Source organism: Candidatus Gracilibacteria bacterium (assembly GCA_041661045.1).
Lineage (GTDB): Bacteria > Patescibacteriota > Gracilibacteria > UBA1369 > 2-02-FULL-48-14 > 2-02-FULL-48-14.
The window spans coordinates 1112448-1133696 of sequence record JBAZVE010000001.1 but is presented as its reverse complement, the minus strand read 5'-3'; the positions used below and the strand labels follow the sequence as shown (position 1 = coordinate 1133696).

Sequence of the window (21249 nt, the reverse complement as noted above, 5' to 3'; positions counted from 1 at the left end):
TCGTGGATCCTTTGGCTTTCCTTCAACAAACCATCAATATCCTTGCAGATTTGCTCACCGTGCTCATCGTCTTGAGGGTGATTTTGAGTTGGTTCCACCACGAAGCCTACGGCCTCACCGAACTCCTCTTTAAAACCACTGAGCCTATTTTGGGACCCATCCGCAGAATCCTGCCAAGCTTGGGGGTCTTGGACCTCTCCCCATTGGTGGCCCTCATTTTACTTGAACTCTTGCGCAATCTTCTCAACTCCACACTATGATTCAAATTTACGACAGCCTCAAAGGGCAAAAAGTCCCTTTCAATAAAAAGCCGGGGGAAGAAATTAAAATGTATGTCTGTGGCCCAACCGTTTACGATTTTGCACATTTGGGGCATGGTCGCAGCGCCGTGGCCTTTGATCTGGTGCGCCGTTTCTTGGAATTCTCAGGATTTGAAGTGGTTTTCACCTTCAACACCACCGATATTGAGGACAAAATGATCACCAGGGCCGCCAAAGAGGGAATCACGGTGGACCAGCTCGCCGAAAAAATCATCCCCGAGTACAAGGCCGATTACGCCGCGCTTGGGGTCAAAGCCCCCACCCACAATCCCAGAGCCACCGAATTTGTGGAGCCCATGATCAACTTGATTAAAAAACTCGAAGAAAAAGGCCACTCGTACGAGCTTTCGGATGGCATTTATTTCGACATCAAAACTTTTCCGGAATATGGAAAGCTCTCCCACCAAAACCTCGATGAATTGAATGCCGGCGCGCGAGTGGAAGAACGAACCGATAAAAGAAATCATCAAGACTTTGTGCTGTGGAAATTCAAAAAAGAGGGCGAGCCCTTTTGGGCGAGCCCTTGGGGAGACGGCCGCCCCGGATGGCACATCGAGTGCAGCGCCATGAGTTCAGAGCTCCTCGGGGAATCTTTTGATATCCATGGGGGCGGCCTGGACCTCAAATTTCCTCACCATGAATGTGAAATTGCTCAAAGTGAAGCGGCCTCCGGAAAACCCTTGGCCGATATTTGGATGCACAACGGCTACATCACCGTGAACGAAGAGAAAATGAGCAAATCCCTTGGAAATTTTTTCACCCTCAAAGAAATCTTTAAAGAAGTGCACCCTCGTGTGGTTCGTTTCTTCTTGCTTGGAACGCACTACCGCTCCCCCATCGAATACAGCCTCGAAAGCCTGGAGCAAGCCAAAAACACACTCAAACGGTTGGATGAATTCACCCTCCGCCACCTAGATGGGACGCACGAAAAAGACAATGAAGTGGATACCGAACTCCTCACCGCCTTCACAGAAAAATTGGAAAACGATTTCGACAGCGCCGGCGCCCTCGCGATGCTTTTTGAGTGGATGCCCACCGCCACCAAAAACATCCAAGGCACCCTCGAACGGATCAACCAAGTCCTCAACATTTTCCCCCTCGATTTCACGCTCACCGCTGAGCAAAACGCTCTCATCCAGAGCCGCGAAGAAGCCCGCCAATCCAAAGACTGGCCCCGCTCCGACTCCCTCCGTGAAGAACTTGCTGCCCAAAACATTGAAGTGGAAGACACCCCCACCGGCCCTTTTGCCAAACCGCTTTTATAAAAGCAAGTCCTCCGCAATCTTTCCGATGTCGCCCGCTCCCATCAGAATCACCAAGTCCCCGTCACCAACAGTGTCGTTCAAGTATTCAGCGGTGGCCACAATGCCCTCACCATCTTTTACATTATCATGATGGTGAGAAATTTCTTCCACCAATCGTTCGACGGAAACCGCGTGTTTGTCCGCATCGGTATCCCGGGCCTCATAGATATTCGGAATAATCACCTCATCCGCATCCTCAAAACTTTCCGCAAAAGCCTCCAGTAAAGCAGCGGTACGGCTGTATTGATGGGGCTGAAAAACCGCCACAATCCGGGCTTCGGGATACTTTTCGCGTGCTCCGGCCAAAGTGGCCTGCACCTCACTGGGATGGTGCGCGTAATCATCATAAAGAGTGGCCCCTTCCACGGTAATACCCTTGTACTCAAAGCGTCTCCAAGCCCCTTTGTACTCTTTCAAGGCTTCGGCAATAGCTCCCTCCGAAACGCCCAATCTTCGCGCCATCTGCGCCGCAAGACCGGCGTCCAAAGCATTATGCGCGCCCGGAAGGCCCAGCTCTCCTTCATATTCCGCACTGTCTTCCGGCCAAATCACCTCCCCGCTTTGAGCCGCCAAGTCCTTAAACGCCGCTTCATAATCCGCCTGATTTTTAAAATAATCCAAATGATCCAATTCAATATTCGTAATCCCCAAAAGTTCCGGATGCAAACTCATAAAATTCCGCCTATATTCACAGGCCTCTAGAACAAAAAGGTCACTCTCCCCCACCTTCACATTACGATTTCCAAACTCTTTCAACTTACTGCCCAAAAGCACCGTGGGATCCAAACCGGCCGTTTCCAAAATGAGTCCCAACATGGCCGTGGTGGTGGTTTTTCCGTGCGTACCGGCAATGGCAATCAAACGATAATTCTTAGTCACTTCCCCCAAAGCCTCAAAATAAGTCATCGTGGGAATCCCCAGTGCTCGCGCGTGCACAAGCTCCGGATTCCCCTCCGGGATCGCCTCGCTGTAAACCACAAGTTCCGTGCTTTCAGGCAAGTTTTCGGGCAAGTGCCCCAAAAGCACCGGAATTCCATCCGCCTCCAGCTCCGCCGTGGTGGAAGAAGCCGAAATATCGCTTCCCAAAACCGTCTTCCCAAAAGCTTTTAAGAGCCGTGCCAAGCCACTCATTCCAATTCCACCAATTCCAATGCAATACACTTCGTTCTGGTCTTCAAAAAAAGACATAAGGGGAGTAAGATAGGTCGGCCTAAGTCTAACAAAAATGATCCAAGAAAGCTACGAGAAGCAATTCAACACCATGCGACTACTCTTAATTGTAGGATTTTTGGTGGTGGCCTACATGCTCTACAAGCTCACGGTCTCCATCTACGAAAACTACCAAATCGAGAAGCATATTCAAGAATTTGAGGCAAAAAATGCCGAGCTCCAAGCCGAAAATGAGGCAAAACTGGCCGATTTTCAGTACTACACCTCCGAAGAATATGTAGAAAAAGTCGCCAAACAAAACCTTGGGCTCATCAACCCCGGAGAGCAAGTTTTGGTCATCCCCGATGAAGACCTCATCGTCCTTTCCCAAAACGAAGAAGAACAACGCGTCGCAGAAGAAATCCGCGCCTCCTGGAGCAGTCCCAAGAAATGGTGGAAGTTTTTCTTCAGTAGCAACCCGTTCAAAGCCTAACTTGCCAAAGCAGAGCTTTTTCCCTAGAATTCACCCCGCATTCAACGGCTGGATAGCTCAGTTGGTTAGAGCACGGGACTCATAAGCCCGGGGTCGGTGGTTCAAATCCACTTCCAGCCACCATTTTAAAAACAAAAAGCGCCTCCGAAGAAGCGCTTTTCTTTGAATTCCATTGAATCTATTCAACAGGAGTCTCCACCGCTTCATCATCCTCAAGATCCATCATTTCATCGCGCCATTCTTCCATGGATTCCACTCGATCATTCAGTTCGCTTCCGCCCTCGTCATCTCCAAACTCTCCCCAATTTCCCCAATCTCCCATCATTTCACGCATGTTGTTGGTGGCAGCGGCGCAAGTCGCCCAAGAACCGATGAGACCAAGAATAATTCCAACCCAAAACCAAACTTTAAGTTGTTTTTTTGTGGCAAACCGTGCCATCCAAACGATGCCGGCAACAAGACCTAAAAGGGCAAGAAACATGAACAGCCCGTGGAGCATAAGCCCAAGGCCAAGTGAAGAAGAGGAACCGTACATCATAGGGTGTGGGTTAAGATGTAATTTAAGCCTACCTTACCCTCATCCTTCAGGCAAGAGTAGCCCTTGCCACCTCCCCCCTTTTTCCGTATAGTCCCTCTGCGGGGTAGAGCAGTGGCAGCTCGTCGGGCTCATAACCCGGAGGTCGTTGGTTCGAATCCAACCCCCGCAACCAATTTGACATGCCATAGTAAATATGCAATGATATAGCAGAAGATAACCCAAACACCTATGGCAGAAGATAGATTGGATGAACCCAAATATAGCGACGACATGTTAGTAAGTGATGATCGCTTCACCGCTACTCTTGCAACCGATGTAGCTATAGTGGAACGAGGTGGAGTACGCACTACTACAACCGGCGAAATTAACGACCCTGCAATCGAGGCAAGAGCTGCTCAATTGATGCAAGATCCTGCTGAACTTATGCGAGCTATCCAGCATTTAGTTGGCATGACTTCATCAGAAACCGAAGAAGAGCAGGGTTAATAACGCTACGAGATATAAAAAGTTCAAAGATCGTCCAATTGAGGTCAACCACTATGCTCCCATTCAAAACCCTCCCCGCCGGTGAAGCACTCGAATTCCTGAAAAATAATCAAGAAAAAGTGTTCTTGATGGATGTGCGAACCCCGGGAGAATTTGAAGACAGACACCTGGAGGGAGCACTAAATATTTCAGTGGAGACCATTCCCGGACGGCTCCAAGAAATTCCTCAAGATAAAACGGTGGTGGTGTATTGTGAACACGGAAGCCGCAGCAAACTGGCGGCGGCGTATTTGGCAAACCACGGCTACCCCGAAGTGATGCACATTGAAGGCGGGCTTGCGGGCCTTCCCTACTAGTTCATTAAAACAAACTCACCTGCCCTTGAACGGACTTTGCCACTTCCTTGGGGAGATTTTGAATGTGCGGAATGTCTTTGAGTTCTTTTAAGCCACCATTTTGTAAAACCCTGAGGAATTTGATCAAAAGGTGTGCAGTGGCTCGTGCATCGTGCAAAGCGCGGTGAGCCTGAGGCAAGTCCACGCCAAACGCCATGCATAAACTGCCAAGCCCGTACTTGGAAAGGTTGGGATGCACCAGCTTCGCCAATTTAAAAGTACAAAGGTAAGGATTGTTCAACGGAGCTCGCTGCATACTCAAAAGCTGCTTGTTTAAAAAGGTCCAATCAAAGTCCACATTGTGCGCCACAAAAACAGACTCCTCACCCATAAAGCGCAAATAGTCATCCACAATATCGGCAAACAAAGGAGCGTCCGCCACCATTTCGGTGGTGATCCCCGTGATTTGAGTGCATTCCTGCGGGAGGAAAACTCCGGGATTCACAGTGGTGTCCCATTCATCCACCACTTCCCCATTCACCACGCGCACCGCCGCAATTTCCACAATACTATCCAAGCCGGCGTGCAGGCCGGTCGTTTCTAAATCGACAACGACAAATGAGGTTTTGGAAATCATGACAAAAGGCACTGTAACATGTGAGCACCGTATAAAAAAGACCTTTTCATGTCTTTGTGAGGCACATAAAGGCCCCCGTGCCGAGCACCGTAAAGAAAGACCCTTTCATGTCTTTGTGAGGCACATAAAGGCCCCCGTGCTGAGCACCGTAAAGAAAGACCCTTTCATGTCTTTGTGAGGCACATAAAGGCTCCCGTGCTGAGCGAAGATATGAAAGGGTCTTTTCCTAATGCACGAGTTCAGAAATCACTTGATGAATTTCCGAAAAATCTGCGACATCCGGGAGCAAAATATAAGCTCCACTTTCATTAATCAGGGAGTACAAATAATTCCCGCTGCTCAAGACCAAACCGGTGTTGAGTTCAAAGTCCTGATAATCATAATAATAACCCACAAGATCCAAGACATTCATATCCGTGGTGGTGGATTCGATCGCCGTCTGGAAAATGGAAGTGAGCTCCTTCATTTCCATAACACTGTCGAGTTGAACCACCTTGGTTCGCAGCGCCGCCAAAATTTCTTGCTGACGGGCGGCACGGTCAAAATCGGAAGAAGATTTACGACTTCGTGCATACCGAAGCGCCTCCTCTCCCGTCATGTGATGCTGACCTTCTTCAATAGAATAAGCGCTGTAGCCTCCGTTTCCGTTGGGATACAAACCATCATAAATGGCCTCAGCAACAAAGACATCCAAGCCACCCAAAATATCCACAATATCCACAAAGCCCTCCAAATCCACTTGAACGAAATGATCCATCTCCAAGCCCGTCACTTCCGAGACCATGCGGCCCAATTGTTCCACTCCATAGTAAGTGTAGTATTCGTTGATGCGGCGCCCGTTGATGTACAAATCCCGCGGGATGGAAAAGAGAGAAATTTTTCGATCGTCTTCATTGATGCTGGCCACAATAATTGTGTCCGTGTGAGCTCCATTGGTACCCAAAACCAAAACATCAAAAGTAGTATCTTCCACCGTGCTTGCAGCCGCCCCAGCCAAGTCTACACTCTGATTGCGCGTGGGAACCCGCGACAAAATGTTTGAGAAAAGCTCCTGCATCTTTCCTGCATCTCCGGATGCCGCAGCAGACCCCAAACTGGAAAAATCCACCACAATGGATTGCAAGATTTGCTCCTGAGAACTCACCTGCTGTGAAAGCAAAAAATTAGCCTGCTTGAGCTCCCCGATCTCATCGATCATCGAAGTCATTTGAGATTCCTGGTCGTGCAAAGAAGATTTAAAAATCGCCGTCACCGCAATAAAGCTGATGAAGACGACTCCCATCGATAAAAAAATAGGAAGACTTTGAAAACGAGGCCGTGGTGCCACAGGAGGAACTTCGGGGTCCAAGTGCAAAACATTATAATCTTTAAACGGGTCCATTGGATGGCGTGGTGGGTGGCGTAACGGGTGGATTCACTTCCGCAGTGTAATCGGGTTTAACTTCATCGCCAAGAGTATTGATATCAATTCCGATGCGCGCTCCAATTTCTTGCTCCACAAAACTCTTCTTGCGGCCGTACTTCATACGAGAATATTGCTTCACAATATCCCGCACTTTTGGATTGGCCTTGCTCTGATCCCAAATGGTTTCGAGCGAGAAAGGTCGTGAAGCGGCACTGTTGATGTTGAGCTTCATGTACGCCTTGTAATTGGCGATTCCAATCACATCTTGTTCGGTGAGCACCGGCGCATATTCTTTCGCCAAATATTCCGCATCCTCGGCACCAATTTTAAAGGATTGGAGCGTACCCACATTCCCGAATACGGCGTCACGAATCTGCGTGCTGGTTTGTCCAAATTTAGAAACCGTGAGCTGCCCAATGTATTGATGCGCCATGATCAAACACAAACGGTACTTTCGGGCTTCGGAAAGAATCGAACAAAAAGTATCGGTGGCAAAGTTTTGGAATTCATCCACATAAAGGTAAAAATCTTTTCGTTGCTCCTCCGGCAAATCCACGCGGCTCATGGCCGCCTGCTGAATTTGTGCCACAAGCACCAGACCCAAAAGCTGAGTATTGAGCCCTCCAAGCTTACCCTTAGAAAGGTTCACCAAAAGAATTTTTTGATTGTCCATCACCTCACGAATATTGAATCCGCTCTTGGCCTGCCCAATCGTATTACGCATAATGGAGTTCGTAATAAAAGGACCAAACTTCGCAGAAAAGTAAGGAATCATTTCCTGTCGTTCGCGGTCTCCGGTGCTGGCATATTCATGCTCCCAAAACGATTTCACCACCGGGTTTTTAACCTTAGAAACCTTGTAGCGCATAAACGCGTCATCCACAAAGATTCGCGGCACATCAATCAAAGTGGCGCCCTCATCCGGATCTTCCATCAAAGTGAGACAGGCGTTTCGGAAATAGTGCTGAATACGGGGTCCAAAAATTTCATCTCCAAATATTTTAATAAAGATTTCCGTGGCCTGGCTGGAAGCCATGTCTTGCTGCTCGGGTGTTTTGGCCTCAAGCATATTGAGTCCCATCGGCCGTTCCGTATCCGAAGGATCAAAAATAATCACATCCTTGGCCCGTTCTTTAGGAATAAATTGAAGGATTTCTTCAATCAAATCTCCATGAGGATCCACCACACAAACCCCATCTCCATTGGCAATATCTTGCCTGGCCATGTAGCTGATGAAGGCAGATTTACCTGTACCGGTTTGCCCAATAATGTAGTGATGCCGTGTGCGGTCTTTTCTTTTAAAATGGACTTCTCGTTTCACCCCACGGTACACATTGTGACCGAGTAAAATACCTTCGGTTGGGAGATCCGTGGGTGCAGGGAGAACCTTGTAAGAAAGCCATTTAATAACCGGCGTGTAATTGTAACGACTGCTGGGAAAGTGGAAAATGGAAGCCAGTTCCTCGGGAGTCAAAATGGACATTTTTTCTCCAAACTGAAAGGATCGAGTCTCCAAAGAATCATTAAGAATAGGACTGTTGATGGAGTCAAAAGGCAAGAATCGTCGAGCTTGGAACCAGTTTGAAGCCGCATCTTTGGTCACATTAAAGGCCACAAAGAGCCCGTTCAAAATACCGTCACATTGCGCCTCTCCTTTATCGGAGGACGCCATAATACGAACGATGGAATCAAAACCCACTTGATTGGATTTTTCTCCAATCCGTTTGGCCACCTCTTCATCCGTTTGCAGCATACGCACATAGGAGTCCCCGGAGCTGCTTCCGGGAGGATGGCTGTTTTTTTCCGCAGAATCGTAGCCAAAAACAGTGGCTCTAAAAATCCATCCCAAGGCTCCCACTATTTTCCCAAAGAAACCACTATTCCCGGGTTTTTTATTTTTAAACAACATCGTAGCAAAGGCTCTGGCTTCCTTCTGCCATTTTTCGTGACGGGGCTGAATCATAATTTGAATCACCGCTCGATCGTTCTCGTCCAGCTTGGAAAGCACATTCGTAAAATCATTCAAAGAGTCGTTTTCAATCGTTTTATAAGTTTTAAGCGGATACCAGTTGAGCTTCTTAAGATACAAATAATAGCCCTTCATCGTGATTTTTCCCTTAAAATCCTTAGCCTTTAAACCCTCAGGTCGAATGAAATCAATGGAAGCGCTGGGGTAAAACGCCGTAATCTGCTTCTCCAAAATCCCGGCATAATAAGGATGCATCGAAATATAAAAAGTGATGTCCTTATGCCTGGCATGGATTTCAAAAGAAACGGTATCCCGTTTAAACATCCAAACCATAAACCGATTCCCCAAATCCAGTTCACGAATCTCATGTACGGCACGGTAAAGCTGCTCCATAATTCCAATCCTTTCCTTAAAATCCTTCTCCGTGGCATTTTCTTTATCTTTTTGAGACTCCTCGCGCGGCATGGTCACTTGAATGAAAACCCGTTTGCGAGCGGTCCAATGCTCGTAAAATTGTCGAAGGGCCCAAGGCAAAAGCCGGTTGAAGAGCAAGGCCAAAACAAGCCAAAAGATAATCCAATCCCAATGCGCGGAAACGGCTTCCAGAGCCACTTTAAGCGACCCCAACACCATTTCCAGAATTTCTTTTAATTTTGCCATACGCCTTTTTTCTGTTTTTTATCTTATAAGTATAACAGAAAAGAGGGTTTTTTACAACAGCCGCTTGCTCAAATAAGCTTCCAAATCCTCCATCTTCACGCGCTCCTGTTTCATACTGTCCCGTTCGCGAACGGTCACCGCAGCATCGTCATCGGACTGAAAGTCGTAAGTCACACAGAAAGGGGTCCCAATTTCATCCTGACGGCGATAGCGTTTACCAATGGCACCGCTTTCATCGTATTCGGAGCGGAAAGATTTTTTGAGCGATTTGTAGAGCTTGCTTGCGGCTTCACTCTGTTGTTTTTGCAGGGGGAAAACGGCCACCTGCACCGGAGCCAAAGCCGGGGCAAAATGCATCACGGTTCGTTTTTCACCACCCTCCAATTCCTGTTCTTCGTAAGCACTCAAAAGCACAATCAAGACGCTTCGAGTCAGACCAAGGGCGGGTTCCACGGTATGAGGTACAAAAACCTCATTACTGACGGGGTCTCGATACTGCAATTTTTCACCGGAGAATTTGCTGTGTTGATCCAGGTCAAACGAGCCACGATGCGCAATACCCATCAATTCACCCCATCCAAAGGGGTACTCGTACTCAAAATCCACGGTTTTGGAGGAATAATGCGAAAGTTCATCCTTTTCATGATAACGAAGTCTCAATTTGTTTTCGGGAATCCCCAAAGCCACAAAAAACTGTTTAAAATCCTCCACCCATTGGTCAAAAGCTCGTTCCGAATCCTCCGGTCTCACAAAATATTCAATCTCCATTTGCTCAAATTCACGCGTGCGGAAAATAAAATTCCCGGGAGTGATTTCATTACGGAAAGACTTCCCAACCTGTCCCACTCCAAACGGCAACCGAACCCGCATCGAATCCAAAATGTTTTTGAAATTCACAAAAATCCCCTGCGCGGTCTCCGGTCTCAAATAAATTTGCTCCGCCGTATCCTCCACCACCCCTTGGTAAGTCTTGAACATCAGGTTAAAAGCACGCGGCTCCGTCCAATTCACCTTGCCACATTTGGGGCACGGAATTTTAGCATCCATAATCCGTGCATAGATCTCTTGGTTGCTGAGCCCCGCAATCGTCTCTTTTAAATGCTCTTCCAGGATTTTATCTCCTCGCACTCGTTCTTTACAGTTTTTACAATCCATCAAAGGGTCCGCAAAGTTGGCAATATGCCCGCTGGCTTCCCACACACGGGGATTCATCAAAATCGCACTGTCGAGCGCGAGCATATCGTCCCGATCTTCAATAAACGACTTCCACCACAAATTCACGATGTTGCGCTTGAGCACGGCCCCGTACGGTCCATAATCCCAAGTATTCGCAAGACCCCCATAAATTTCACTGCCCGGGTACACAAAGCCCCGTCGCTTGCACAAAGAGATGACTTCATCCATGGTCGACATAGAACAGGGTTAAGGAACCCCGCAATCTTAGGGGAACTTCCCCATAGAATCAAGTCAGGCCACTGTAAAACTAGGCGTTAGTGGGATATGGAGGCATAGGTGCTTCCGGCATCGGTCCCATTGGAGCAGGTCCCATCGGTGCTGGACCCATTGGAGCAGGAGCTTCCATAACAGGAGCAGCAGGAGCCATCGGCGCAGGAGCGGCAGCAGCTTGTTGAGCTTGCTTCTTTTTAAAGTCCTCCATGGCACCCGCAAGCACATTGAGGAAAGATTCCGCCGTGCGTTGGTTCATGTTGACCCGACTCACCACTTCAATAATAGGAGCAGGAGTATTGGGCAGTAAATATCCAAAATCCAGAACCACTTCATTGGAGTTCACATTAACGGAAACGGCATTGGAGTAAGTTCCTTTTTGGACTTCATCAGGCACTTTGACCTGAAGTTGTTGCTGGCCTTGAGCGCCTTGAGCGCCGGCATTTTGGTTTTGGTTTGCGTCGGACATGGGCTGAATGGGGTTAAAAAAATATTAAACTTAGTAATAGTATATCACAAAATCTTGGCAAGGTCACGCACTTGCAAAAACTTTTTTTAAGCGGAGAATGAGATTACTTATAATTCTAACCACGCCTCTATGTGTTTCTCCCACTCTCGTGACAGCCAAGTATGGCTCGGCCTCGTTGCCTTTGTCGTCGGTGCTGTTCTCCTTTTGCAACGCTTCGACTTGGTCCCACCCGAAACTTGGGATTACCTCTTGCCCAGCATTTTGGTGGTGAGTGGACTCAAATGGATGATTCGTAGCAATAGAGAGGCTTCATGTTGCGATGGCTCTGATGCCTGCGGCGCGTGTGGAGATGATGCTTGTGGCGGTTGTGGTTCTTGCGAAATGCCCATGATGATGCCGGAAATGCCAAAAGCTGCAAAAAAGAACGGAAAGAAGAAATCTAAAAAATAACATTCGGCGGTGCCGAAAATACCCCTCTCCTATGAAAAAATATCTCCTTATTGCCGGACTCCTTCTCTTGAGCGCTTGTCAAAGCGAAGAGATTGATGAAACCCCTATTGAAGACCCCATTACAGAAGAACCCGCTGTGGAGGAACCCATCGTGCTTACTTATATTAAGTTGGAAGACGATGGCGCCACCGGCATGCCCGTAGGCTGCGGAGATTCTTCCATTGCTGTGGAAATGGACCCCCAACCCATCCTGACCTTGGAAGGTGAAGAAAAAGTGGAGTGGGTTTTGGAGGAATTGTTCAGCAACGAAGATTGGGAAGAAACCGGTTTATACAATGCCTTGGATGAATCCGCCCTCACCGTAGATAGCGTCAGCATCGAAGGAGACATCCTCACGGTTGCGCTCTCCGGAGAGTTGCTGCTTGGCGGTACCTGTGACGACCCAAGAGCCCATGCTCAAATCACAAAAACGATTGAAGCCAATAGTGGAGACCTGGATTACAGCACACTCTTGGTGACGCTCAATGGCCAGGATCTCAGTATTTACCTCAGTGGAAAGGGTGAATAAAATAGAAATTCCCGTTATCTACGAAGACGAGTTCCTGCTGGCGGTGAATAAGCCCGCGGGACTCGTTTCGGTGCCGGCCCCCCACATTCCGGAATACAGAACACTCCAAGGTCAGCTGCGAGAACAGGCGATTCGAGAGGGAAAAGACTACAAGCCCTACCTCCTCAACCGCTTGGATCAAGACACTTCCGGCGTGCTGCTTTTGGGCAAACACCCCCGAGACCGTGAAGCTTTGGAGTCCATTTTTGAGGATTCAAGAACTCAAAAAACCTACCTTGCGTGGGTCAAATGGGTGCCCAAACAAGCCGAAGGAACCATCAGCTTCCCCCTCGAAGCCCGCAGCATCAAAAAGAAGGTGCCCGCCGTGACGCATTATAAAATTCTTAAAAAAATCGCAAACTCTTCGCTTTTAGAAGTCCGCATTGAAACCGGTCGCAAACACCAAATCCGCAAACACTTGGCCATGATCGGCCATCCCTTGATTCTGGACCGTGAATACGGCGACAAAACCTTCAACAACTTGATCCAACGCCAAAAAAAAGGCAAAGGAAAATTCTATCTCCACTCCTGGAAAACCCGCTTCCACCACCCCCGCCTCAACATCGAAGTGGAAATTGAGGCTCCGGCACCCGTTCTTTCCTAAACTTTTTGCCAAACAGAAAACTCATGAAGTTGGAGGATGCAGCTTTTTGCCAAATCCATCCGATGGATCAGCTCCGCCCTTTCTTCTTCCAAAAAATCCAGCAAACACTCCGGATCATGGGGAAGATATTTTCGGCCAAACTTTGTTTGTTCAAAAGAGATCAAACCCCGCTCAAGAAGGGCCGACAAAACCGGATACAAGGAAACCCGTTTGATTCCAAGCCGTTTGGCCAAGAGTGTGGCGGGCGCAGGCCCATTTCTAAGAAGCAGCAAATAGAGCATCGCTTCCTTCTCCGAAAGACCCAGACAAGTAAGATTTTCATTGAACATATGGCAGTGCGGCAATGTGGCACAAGCATAAGCGCCCCCCTTAAGTTTTGTAAAGAAAGTACTGTCGTCAGCATTGGATGACAGTTCAGCAAAAACCAGTGTTGTCAACGCTACAACAACGCGATTTAGATCTGGAAACCCTCAGTCGCTATTTCACAAAACACAGCACAGAGCAGTACCATGAATTTTCCTAGCCCCTTCCCCATGCACATCCTCATTGTCACTCCACATTTGCTCCAAGGCTCCACGCTCAGCGCGGCCCTCAAACGAAACAATTTTTCGAGTCTCGTGGTTTCGCCACTCAGCCTCTCGCATCATTCTCACTTTGAAACCGATGGCATCGTATTCCCCCACACGCTCATCAAAGAACAATGGGCCTTCATCGAAGTATTCTTAAAATCCATTTCCAGCCGCACCCCCATTATTTTTTTCGATTCAAGTGAACGAAAGCATTTTCAGGGGAAAACTTCCAGCTCCTTGCTCAAACAATGTATTTTTATGAACGAATCCATCGCCCTATCACAATTGCCATTTTTTATACACGAAATCGTCCAAAAATCCTCTCCACAAAAAGCAATGCAGGTGGGGCAAATCAGTCTGGACCGGATTTCCAGAAGTGTTTCATTTAAAGAAAAAACCATTGAACTTTCTCGTAAAGAATTTTTTCTCCTCGAGCTCTTCCTCCTCAACTCCGGCCGCACCATCAGTCGGGAATATATTATTGATTATGTCTGGGACAAGCGGGATTTTGTGGCCCAAAACACCATCGATGTTTACATCAGCCGTCTCCGCAAAAAATTTGCTCCGGTCAGCCAAACTCCCATCATCCGTACTATTCCTTGTCTGGGCTATCAAATGGATCTACAATGATCTCTAAGTAAACCCATGGATAAAGAGGACCTCCTCAGAACCCTGCAAACAATGGGCTTTAAAGAGAAAGAAGCCCGTGTGTATTTGGCGCTTTTAGAGTTGAATGAAGCTCTCCCCGGCACCCTTTCCCGAAAAACCGGCGTCAAACGCTCCACCACTTACTTGATTTTGGAGCAGCTGGAACGAAAAGGCTTGGCCAGCCACATCAAAAAAATGGGCCATTTGTATTTCCAAGCCTGCAAACCCGAACTCCTCATCGAAGCCCAAACCAAAAAATACGCCAAAGCCAAAACCGAACTCGAATCCCTCAAAACCATCCTCCCCGCCCTCAGCCACCTCCACCAAGACCTCACCGCCACCCCCCAAATGTCCGTCTTCCGCGGCAAAGAAGGCCTCATCCAAATCATGGAAGACACCCTCACCGTAAAAGACAAAATGCTACTGTGTTGGGCGAATACAGATCTTGCCGTAAACACACTGTTGAGTGACTACCACCCAAGTTATCTCAAGAAAAAGATAAAAAGAAAAATCTGGAGCAAATGTTTGTTTTTAAACGACGAGACCGGGATAAAACTCCAAAATAGAAGTCAAAAAGAATTACGCGAAGTCCGTTTCATCCCGAAAGACCTCTATTATTTTGAGAATGAAATCAACATTTATGACGATAAAATGAGCATCATCTCGCACAAAGATATGCTGGGAGTGATTATTCAAAACGAAGCCATTGCGAATACACAACGCACTATTTTCAGATTTGCATTTGAGTACGCAAAAAGTCTAGGAAAAGGCTAAATCAAACTTGAGACTCTCTCAAGCTACTTGATGTCATCAATACGGCCATCCCTCAAAATATATATTCGCTCGGGTGCAACAGCTCCCAAGGCAGGAATCGGCGTGTAAAAATAAACTCGAATCTCAGAACCAACATCTAAATGAGTTTGTGCGAACTGAGCTCCATCTAAAATAACCTGTAGATTTACTCTCCGATCATTTTGACCATCTTTCTGAAAAAACCCTTTGATAACACCAACCTGTTTCCCTTTAGCCGTACTTGCAAGCTTAAAAAGAGCAGCTGAAACACCCCTGCATTTGACTAAAAATGGACATGAATCCTCATCAGTTTGTTTCTTCTCATCATGAACATCCTCCGCTCCCGAATCTGGATCAGCAACTATTAACTTCTCTTTAAAAAGAGTAGTTTTAGCTGGTTCGGACTCAAGTGCCCTTCTAATTTCTTCTCTCAACCTAGCTTCTGGAATGGCTTCAACAATGTAAGGATCTACTCCAAGTTGATGCGCTGTAGACATTAAAGTTAAAGCGTAAGATCTATCTAAATGAGGAAGTTTTGGAAATTTTGCTGGCTTACCAGTAACCTCAGGAGACAAATACCGACCCCAGCCCTCACCATTGTGATCAAACATCATCAAGACTCGTCCGAGTGTACGGCTAGGATCAGCCATATTTTTACGAACAGCTCTCATAGCCTGTTCAAAAGCCTGCTGCTGAAGATCCACAACCCCAGGCCGTCGATCGTCACTAAAAAGCATATCTCCCGCAATAACCGATTCGATAGCTATACTGGATCGTGCAGCTGAAGTTTTTGGCTTAGACATATGGAACTTAAAGGCAACAGATTAAACTCTAAGATTGAGCATCAGTCAAGATATGATTGAACAATCATAAAAAATATAGTAGTATTATCTAGGAATTATTCAATCATGTCAACCCAGCTCAATCTTATTCTCAACGACATCGGATTAAATGAAAAGGAGGTAAAAATTTACCTCGCATTACTTGAGCTTCATGAAGCCCTACCTGGAGTCGTTTCTAAGAAGGCTGGGGTAAAACGCCCAACCACCTATGTCATTCTAGAACAATTACAAAAGAAAGGCCTAGTCAGTCACTTTAAAAGAAAAAACATCACCTATTTTAGAGCAGTTAATCCTAAACAAATTCTCGAAGAGCAAAAACGGAAATTGAGTAGACTTGAATCCGCTTTACCAGAGCTCACAAATCTACACGAAAAGTACACGGTTACTCCACAATTATCTCTATTCGAGGGAAGGGATGGTTTGATTCAAATCATGGAAGACACCCTTACAACCTCAACCGAATTACTTTGTTGGGCGAACCCTCAAATTGTAATGGGATTACTGGAAGACTATTACCCATCATATATTAAAAAGAAGGTTGAAAAGCAAATTTTCCTTAAAGGCATATTTTGCTACGATGAAATCGGGATGAAATTTAAGGGGAAAGGGGAAGAGGAATTGAGGGAAGTCTACTTAATACCAAAAGAAAAGTTCCCATTCAAAAATGAAATCAATATTTACGATGATAAAGTAGCAATAATTTCCCACCAAGACGGTGTAGGAGTTATTATCCAAAATAAGAACATTGCGGACACTCAAAGAGCAATTTTTAATTTAGGATTCGAATATGCAAGGCTTCTAGAGAGAGACTTGCTTTCACCTGAGGACAAGAGATATCTAGGCTTATAGAGGGTTTTGTCAACATTTTTGACAACAGCAAATTTGGTGTGAGCTATTTACATTCATGGGGATTTGTTTGATACTCCTGGTTGGCCGATTTGAGTAAAACACGGATTCAGAGGTCAACCCCCTAACAACTGTCAAAATGGTTAACACCAACTTTACCTTCGATAGCAAGCTGAGTCCGCAACAGATTAAGCTGCGAGAGTTGGTGAGAAGTCTGCTGATTGTACTTTCCGATAAGGAAAAGTACATCATTAAAAGTCGTTTTGCGCTGGACACCAAGAAGAAACAGACGCTGGAAGAGATTGGGGATCACTTTGGAGTAACAAGAGAACGGGTGCGACAAATCGAGAAAACGGCACTCCGAAAGCTGGAGAGAAACGCGCAAAACACCAACATCAAAATTCTAACCGAGTTCAGCAAAGCTCTTCTGGACAAAGAAGGGGGCATCGCGAGAGACAGTTACTTTAAAGAACTGCTCATGCGCATCCTCCCCAATGTGGGCGAACAAGAAATTCAAGATCTGCATTTGGCCCTCAATCTCGACTCGGACATCTCTTTTGAACCCAACACGCTCAAATTCCATCCCTACTGGCGTTTAAGCACCTTCAGCGATGAAAAAGTAAGAAAAGTAACAAGCTCCGCGGTCAAGACTCTGCAAAAAACCAAGCATGTGCTCTCCATCGACAAACTTGCGGAGAAAATAAACGAATCCCTAAAGCTCAACTTACCGGAAAACACCATTGCAAACATCCTTCGCGCCTCCAAAGACTGCAAGTTTACGGAAAACGGGATTGGACTGTTCACATGGAGACACATCCACCCTCGAACCTTGAAGGACAAAATTTTCTTCATTTTGCATCACGAAAAGAAGCCGCTACATTTCGAGAAAATTGCCGAGCTCATTCAAACCGGAAAGTTCGATAGCAAACGCGTGAATGTTCAGGCCGTGCACAATGAACTCATTCGAAACGACAACTTCATCCTCATCGGCCGTGGAATTTATGCTCTCAAAGATTGGGGATATAAAACAGGAACGGTTGCCGATGTAGTGAGTGAAATTTTATTGGATGGCGTGCCACGAAGCCGAGAAGAAATCACCAAAGCGGTACTCGACCAACGACATGTGAAGACCATCACCATCTACTTGAACCTCAAGAACAAGAACCAATTCTCCCGTGTGGGTCGCGACAAATACACCCTCGCCAAGTTCACACAAGCCTAAGCCCACTTAATAGAACACCCCATGGAATGAGTCTGCGCCGCTGCAGGCTCTTTTCCTTTAAGAAGATCCTGAACAGCCGCCTCCAAACCAGAAAAAGCCCCGTGATACGCCAATTGTTGAGCAGCATTGTACACAAAAATATCAGGGGTGCATTGCGCATCATAAAGTTTGGCCACCCCCTGATTCTCATCATAAAGGTAAGGAAACTCTTGAGCCTTGGCCCGGGCATATTCTTTCATTTTTTCGAAAGAATCTTCGGGATAATTGGGATTTGCATTGGAGTTGATTCCCAAAAACTGCACCTCCTCCGGCATCCGTTTCTCAAGCGCCACCAAGTCCTCCCAAATCTCCTGGACGAAAGGGCAATGGTTGCACATAAAAATAATGACCAAAACTTTTTTATCTCGATAGCCTTCCAAGGAGTGCTCGGCACCATCAATCCCCATTAAATGAAAAGATGGAGCAGCGGAGCCCAAAGGAATGGCATTAGAATGCAATAAGACCATAGAATTCAGGAACGAAAAAAAGTAAAGTGGCGAAGCCAAAAATGGAAACCAACACTAAAGAAGTGAGCACCCGCCATCCCACTTGTTTGGATCCAAAAAACAAGACAATACCAGCCTTGGAAAGCGTGTTGGTGACCACCGCCAAAAGAATGGCCGTAGTGGCCGTGAGATCCGTAAGCGCTCCGGTTTTATGCAAATTCACCATGGAAACCGTAATGGCATCCACATCAAAAATTCCAGATAGAAAAGCGGTGAGGTAAACCCCTTGTGTGCCCAAAACGCCCGCCGCGAATTTAGAGATAAAAAGAAGTCCGGCAAAAAGCAGTCCAAATTGAACCGCAGGCCAGAGTCGAAAAGGACTTTCTAAATGGAGTGCCTCAATAGAGACCTCCTTGACCGCTCCGGAGTCCTTTTTGCTCCAAAAATAAGCGGCAAACAGGAGTCCCAAAATTCCCATGAGCCCCAATGGGACCGCCAAACCCTCCAAAAGAGCCCTGTGCAGCACCCCAACGGTAATGAGCACACGGAAAAACATGGCGGAAGACGCCAAAACAATGGCGAAGACAAAAGGATTCACGATTTTGCTGCTCTTTTTACTCAAAACCGAAAGGCTCATAGAAACCGCCGTGGAAGAGATGAGTCCTCCCAAAAAGCCACTGATCCCAATCCCCCGCTTTGGCCCCACAATCTTAATGGCGATATAGCTGACAAAGGAAATGGTGGAGATCAGAACCACCATGAGCCAAATTTGATAAGGATTCAGCACTTCCAAAGGTCCATACGCCATATTGGGGAGCAAGGGCAGCACCACAAAAGCAATGGCCACGAACTTAAGTGCATCATAAAGCTCCTCTTTTGCAATCTTATGAGCAAATGCATGGAGGGTCTGCTTAAAGTACAAAAGAGTAACCACCACCAAACAAATAACAGTGGCAATCAAGGTCTCCCCCATTGCCATCAAAACTCCAATAAAATAAGTGAAAAGCCCCGCAATTTCCGTGGTGGCCCCGGTATCTCTAGCAATATAAGAAGACATCACATAGGAAGCCACGAGCAAAAGCAAAAATCCGGCCGTGACCACCGGAAAAATAATGGAATCGGAAAAAAACATAAACACCAAATACCCAAAGACACTGATGAGGGAAAGGGTTCGAATCCCTCCAAACTGATGCCCATCCACTTCATTGTGATTGCGCTCCCGCTCAATTCCAATAAGACTGCCCAAAAGAAGCGCGAGGCCCAGGTTCTGCAGGAATAGAATCTTTTCAGACATGATTTTTAAGGTGCGGAATAAACCCATCATACAAAAAAACTTGTACTCTGCGCAAGATCCGCTAAAATGCGTTGGCAAGTTTGCACAAGTGGCGGAATGGTAGACGCGCCAGCTTGAGGTGCTGGTCCTGAGTTTAATCGGGGTGGAGGTTCAAGTCCTCTCTTGTGCACCAGACTCGCCGCAGGCGAGCCTACCAAAAACCGTCGCGTAAGCGACACCACTATCGTCGGGCGCTTAGCTCAGTTGGTTAGAGCATCTCGTTTACACCGAGAGGGTCGGGGGTTCGAATCCCTCAGCGCCCACCATTCAAGTCTTCTATCAAACTCCTGAATCTACAGTTTGTTCTATTGAATCCCAAGTACTTGATCGTAGTGCTTTCGATTTTCAGCGATGACATCTTCAGGAACCTCAATCTCTTCACCAAGTTCTTCAACTAAGCGGGCGACAGTTTCACTTACAGTGGCTGGACTTTTTAGAGCTTGAATCGTTTTGAGATCTAGATCAAGGCCAGGGATTTGTTTTCGCAATCGACGCTGTAGTAAAGCTGCATCCATTTGTACACGGAAGCCCAGTTCCATTCCTACCTCCCAAACAGGAGATGTTGATACACCTGGTATTCTCGTATGACCAGCTAGCACTGCTAAGGCATCGGGGGTACTCAATCTATTAGTAGCCATGATTTGTGAATTATGAGACAAAAGGCATATTAACATGACTTTTAGTATTTTGTCAATGCTTCACTCGACTCAGTCGAGTTTTTTCTTCCGCCCCTTCTTCAGCTCCTTGTGGTAGCCTTCCGCGGCCTCCCAGGCGAGCTCGAAGGTTTGCTTGAAGGCCGTGGCGATTTCTTTGCTTTCAATAATGATGCCGATTTTTCCCTTCCAGTCGGCGATCATGATTTTGTCATCAAAAAAGTTGATTTCAGGAGTGAAATCGAGCTTACTTTTAGGCACCACCAAACTGCGGCGAAGCTCCTCTTTATCCAGCGCATGGCGTTCCCAGTTCTTGGGTTCGTCCGGAAAAATACCTCGGATCGGAATCTTTTTTGCAGCACGGCGTTTGTAGTATTTTGGAAAGTACCACGGAATGGCTTCCTGATTGGCTTGATCGCTGGCGTAGGCCAAAATCTCTTCACTGGAGGTAAGCGTTTCTTCATACACGCGAATCAGCCCCTCATCTCCTTCATAAAAATACACCCGAGGACGGTTTGAAAGCGCATGATAGTGCGTATTGAGCTCCGGCAAAACCTCCTTTGCTTCTTCGGCCAGCCTGGCGTAGCGCTCGCTTTCTTCTTTTAAATGTGCCACCAACTTTTCCGGTGCCTGCGCCCGGTAATAACGATATTTTTTATGATTCGAGCCAATGATCAGCCCCCGTTTCACCAAAGATTCCAAAAGATCGTAAGCCGTGGTCCGGTTGACATTGGCCCTCTTGGCGATGGTGGAAACCGGCGAGGCCTCCCCCAGCTCCAGCGTGGCCATATAAAGGGTCGCTTCCTTCACCGTGAGCCCGAGTTTTTGCAGCTGTTCAATCATGTTTGAATTGTGTGGGAAAATTCCGTCAGAATCAAGTATAGCATATATTCACAGATTTAAAAGGTCAAGTATAGTGTGGAAGATTTAGCACGATTAGTTGACAGGCCCTTGAGGTCTTGTATGATACAGGCAGTTTTTAATTTT

At 46.8% G+C, this 21249-nt stretch carries 22 protein-coding genes, 4 tRNA genes and 1 pseudogene; 15 read left to right on the top strand and 12 right to left on the bottom strand.

Annotated elements, in window-relative coordinates; all coding sequences use genetic code 25:
* Positions 1-2: 2 nt before the first annotated feature.
* Positions 3-185: pseudogene (locus WC777_05525) on the top strand (YggT family protein).
* A gap of 71 nt (positions 186-256) precedes the next feature.
* Entirely contained in the window at positions 257-1585 is a 1329-nt protein-coding gene (cysS, locus tag WC777_05520) for a cysteine--tRNA ligase (GenBank protein ID MFA6024627.1), read from the top strand.
* Here cysS and WC777_05515 read toward each other — a convergent pair.
* Complete coding sequence (locus WC777_05515) at positions 1580-2812, bottom strand: Mur ligase domain-containing protein (GenBank protein MFA6024626.1); 1233 nt, start codon at positions 2810-2812, stop codon at positions 1580-1582. The genes cysS and WC777_05515 overlap by 6 nt on opposite strands.
* 73 nt (positions 2813-2885) lie before the next feature.
* Between WC777_05515 and WC777_05510 the strand changes: the two genes are divergently transcribed.
* Positions 2886-3266 carry a septum formation initiator family protein gene (locus WC777_05510; protein ID MFA6024625.1) on the top strand — a complete coding sequence of 127 codons (381 nt, stop codon included), beginning with the start codon at positions 2886-2888 and terminating at the stop codon, positions 3264-3266.
* Positions 3267-3312: 46 nt separating this feature from the next.
* Positions 3313-3389 (top strand) — tRNA-Met (locus WC777_05505).
* 55 nt (positions 3390-3444) lie between these two features.
* Here WC777_05505 and WC777_05500 read toward each other — a convergent pair.
* Positions 3445-3804 carry a hypothetical protein gene (locus WC777_05500; protein ID MFA6024624.1) on the bottom strand — a complete coding sequence of 120 codons (360 nt, stop codon included), beginning with the start codon at positions 3802-3804 and terminating at the stop codon, positions 3445-3447.
* A 97-nt stretch (positions 3805-3901) separates the two neighbouring features.
* Between WC777_05500 and WC777_05495 the strand changes: the two genes are divergently transcribed.
* The 3 genes from WC777_05495 (at position 3902) to WC777_05485 (ending at position 4646) form a co-directional block, all read left to right on the top strand.
* Positions 3902-3976, top strand: a tRNA-Met gene (locus WC777_05495).
* 56 nt (positions 3977-4032) lie between these two features.
* A complete protein-coding gene (locus WC777_05490) occupies positions 4033-4290 on the top strand; it encodes a hypothetical protein (GenBank protein ID MFA6024623.1) in 258 nt (85 codons plus the stop codon).
* Positions 4291-4343: 53 nt separating this feature from the next.
* On the top strand, positions 4344-4646 hold the full coding sequence (locus WC777_05485; protein ID MFA6024622.1) for a rhodanese-like domain-containing protein: 303 nt from the start codon (positions 4344-4346) through the stop codon (positions 4644-4646).
* Between the two features lie 4 nt (positions 4647-4650).
* On the opposite strand, the gene WC777_05480 is transcribed toward WC777_05485, so the two are convergent.
* The 5 genes from WC777_05480 to WC777_05460 all read right to left on the bottom strand — a co-directional run bounded on the left by WC777_05480 (position 4651) and on the right by WC777_05460 (position 11211).
* Entirely contained in the window at positions 4651-5262 is a 612-nt protein-coding gene (locus WC777_05480; protein MFA6024621.1) for a 3'-5' exonuclease, read from the bottom strand.
* Positions 5263-5488: 226 nt separating this feature from the next.
* A complete protein-coding gene (locus WC777_05475) occupies positions 5489-6643 on the bottom strand; it encodes an LCP family protein (protein MFA6024620.1) in 1155 nt (384 codons plus the stop codon).
* A complete protein-coding gene (locus WC777_05470; protein MFA6024619.1) occupies positions 6630-9296 on the bottom strand; it encodes a type IV secretion system DNA-binding domain-containing protein in 2667 nt (888 codons plus the stop codon). Before WC777_05470 ends, WC777_05475 begins: the two co-directional genes overlap by 14 nt.
* A gap of 51 nt (positions 9297-9347) precedes the next feature.
* The gene (locus WC777_05465) at positions 9348-10709 is read right to left on the bottom strand and encodes a glycine--tRNA ligase (protein ID MFA6024618.1); all 1362 of its coding nucleotides are present in this window, start codon (positions 10707-10709) and stop codon (positions 9348-9350) included.
* A 70-nt stretch (positions 10710-10779) separates the two neighbouring features.
* A complete protein-coding gene (locus tag WC777_05460; protein ID MFA6024617.1) occupies positions 10780-11211 on the bottom strand; it encodes a DUF3467 domain-containing protein in 432 nt (143 codons plus the stop codon).
* A 129-nt stretch (positions 11212-11340) separates the two neighbouring features.
* Between WC777_05460 and WC777_05455 the strand changes: the two genes are divergently transcribed.
* Genes WC777_05455 through WC777_05445 form a run of 3 tightly spaced genes read left to right on the top strand, consistent with a single transcriptional unit; the run spans position 11341 to position 12872 of the window.
* On the top strand, positions 11341-11661 hold the full coding sequence (locus WC777_05455) for a hypothetical protein (GenBank protein ID MFA6024616.1): 321 nt from the start codon (positions 11341-11343) through the stop codon (positions 11659-11661).
* A 31-nt stretch (positions 11662-11692) separates the two neighbouring features.
* Positions 11693-12229 carry a GerMN domain-containing protein gene (locus tag WC777_05450; protein MFA6024615.1) on the top strand — a complete coding sequence of 179 codons (537 nt, stop codon included), beginning with the start codon at positions 11693-11695 and terminating at the stop codon, positions 12227-12229.
* Positions 12222-12872, top strand: a complete 651-nt coding sequence (locus WC777_05445; GenBank protein MFA6024614.1) for an RluA family pseudouridine synthase — start codon at positions 12222-12224, stop codon at positions 12870-12872. The genes WC777_05450 and WC777_05445 overlap by 8 nt, the downstream gene beginning before the upstream one ends.
* Here WC777_05445 and WC777_05440 read toward each other — a convergent pair.
* Positions 12869-13201, bottom strand: coding sequence for a helix-turn-helix domain-containing protein (locus WC777_05440; GenBank protein MFA6024613.1), 333 nt, complete (start codon positions 13199-13201; stop codon positions 12869-12871). The two genes, WC777_05445 and WC777_05440, sit on opposite strands and share 4 nt — an antisense overlap.
* Positions 13202-13405: 204 nt before the next feature.
* Here WC777_05440 and WC777_05435 point away from each other — a divergent pair, with 204 nt between their 5' ends.
* On the top strand, positions 13406-14863 hold the full coding sequence (locus WC777_05435) for a winged helix-turn-helix domain-containing protein (protein ID MFA6024612.1): 1458 nt from the start codon (positions 13406-13408) through the stop codon (positions 14861-14863).
* 23 nt (positions 14864-14886) lie between these two features.
* On the opposite strand, the gene WC777_05430 is transcribed toward WC777_05435, so the two are convergent.
* On the bottom strand, positions 14887-15684 hold the full coding sequence (locus WC777_05430) for a hypothetical protein (protein ID MFA6024611.1): 798 nt from the start codon (positions 15682-15684) through the stop codon (positions 14887-14889).
* A gap of 105 nt (positions 15685-15789) precedes the next feature.
* Between WC777_05430 and WC777_05425 the strand changes: the two genes are divergently transcribed.
* Both WC777_05425 and WC777_05420 read left to right on the top strand, forming a co-directional pair.
* A complete protein-coding gene (locus tag WC777_05425) occupies positions 15790-16572 on the top strand; it encodes a helix-turn-helix domain-containing protein (GenBank protein ID MFA6024610.1) in 783 nt (260 codons plus the stop codon).
* 136 nt (positions 16573-16708) lie between these two features.
* Positions 16709-17791 (top strand): sigma factor-like helix-turn-helix DNA-binding protein, encoded by a 1083-nt coding sequence (locus WC777_05420; GenBank protein MFA6024609.1) that lies wholly within the window; start codon positions 16709-16711, stop codon positions 17789-17791.
* Here WC777_05420 and WC777_05415 read toward each other — a convergent pair.
* On the bottom strand, positions 17788-18297 hold the full coding sequence (locus WC777_05415; GenBank protein MFA6024608.1) for a thioredoxin family protein: 510 nt from the start codon (positions 18295-18297) through the stop codon (positions 17788-17790). The genes WC777_05420 and WC777_05415 overlap by 4 nt on opposite strands.
* On the bottom strand, positions 18278-19570 hold the full coding sequence (locus WC777_05410; GenBank protein MFA6024607.1) for an MgtC/SapB family protein: 1293 nt from the start codon (positions 19568-19570) through the stop codon (positions 18278-18280). Before WC777_05410 ends, WC777_05415 begins: the two co-directional genes overlap by 20 nt.
* Before the next feature lie 82 nt (positions 19571-19652).
* Here WC777_05410 and WC777_05405 point away from each other — a divergent pair.
* Positions 19653-19742: transfer RNA gene (locus tag WC777_05405), tRNA-Leu, on the top strand.
* Between the two features lie 56 nt (positions 19743-19798).
* Positions 19799-19875, top strand: a tRNA-Val gene (locus WC777_05400).
* 39 nt (positions 19876-19914) lie between these two features.
* On the opposite strand, the gene WC777_05395 is transcribed toward WC777_05400, so the two are convergent.
* Positions 19915-21105: a helix-turn-helix domain-containing protein gene (locus WC777_05395; GenBank protein MFA6024606.1), complete on the bottom strand. Its 1191-nt coding sequence runs from the start codon at positions 21103-21105 to the stop codon at positions 19915-19917.
* Between the last annotated feature and the right edge of the window lie 144 nt (positions 21106-21249).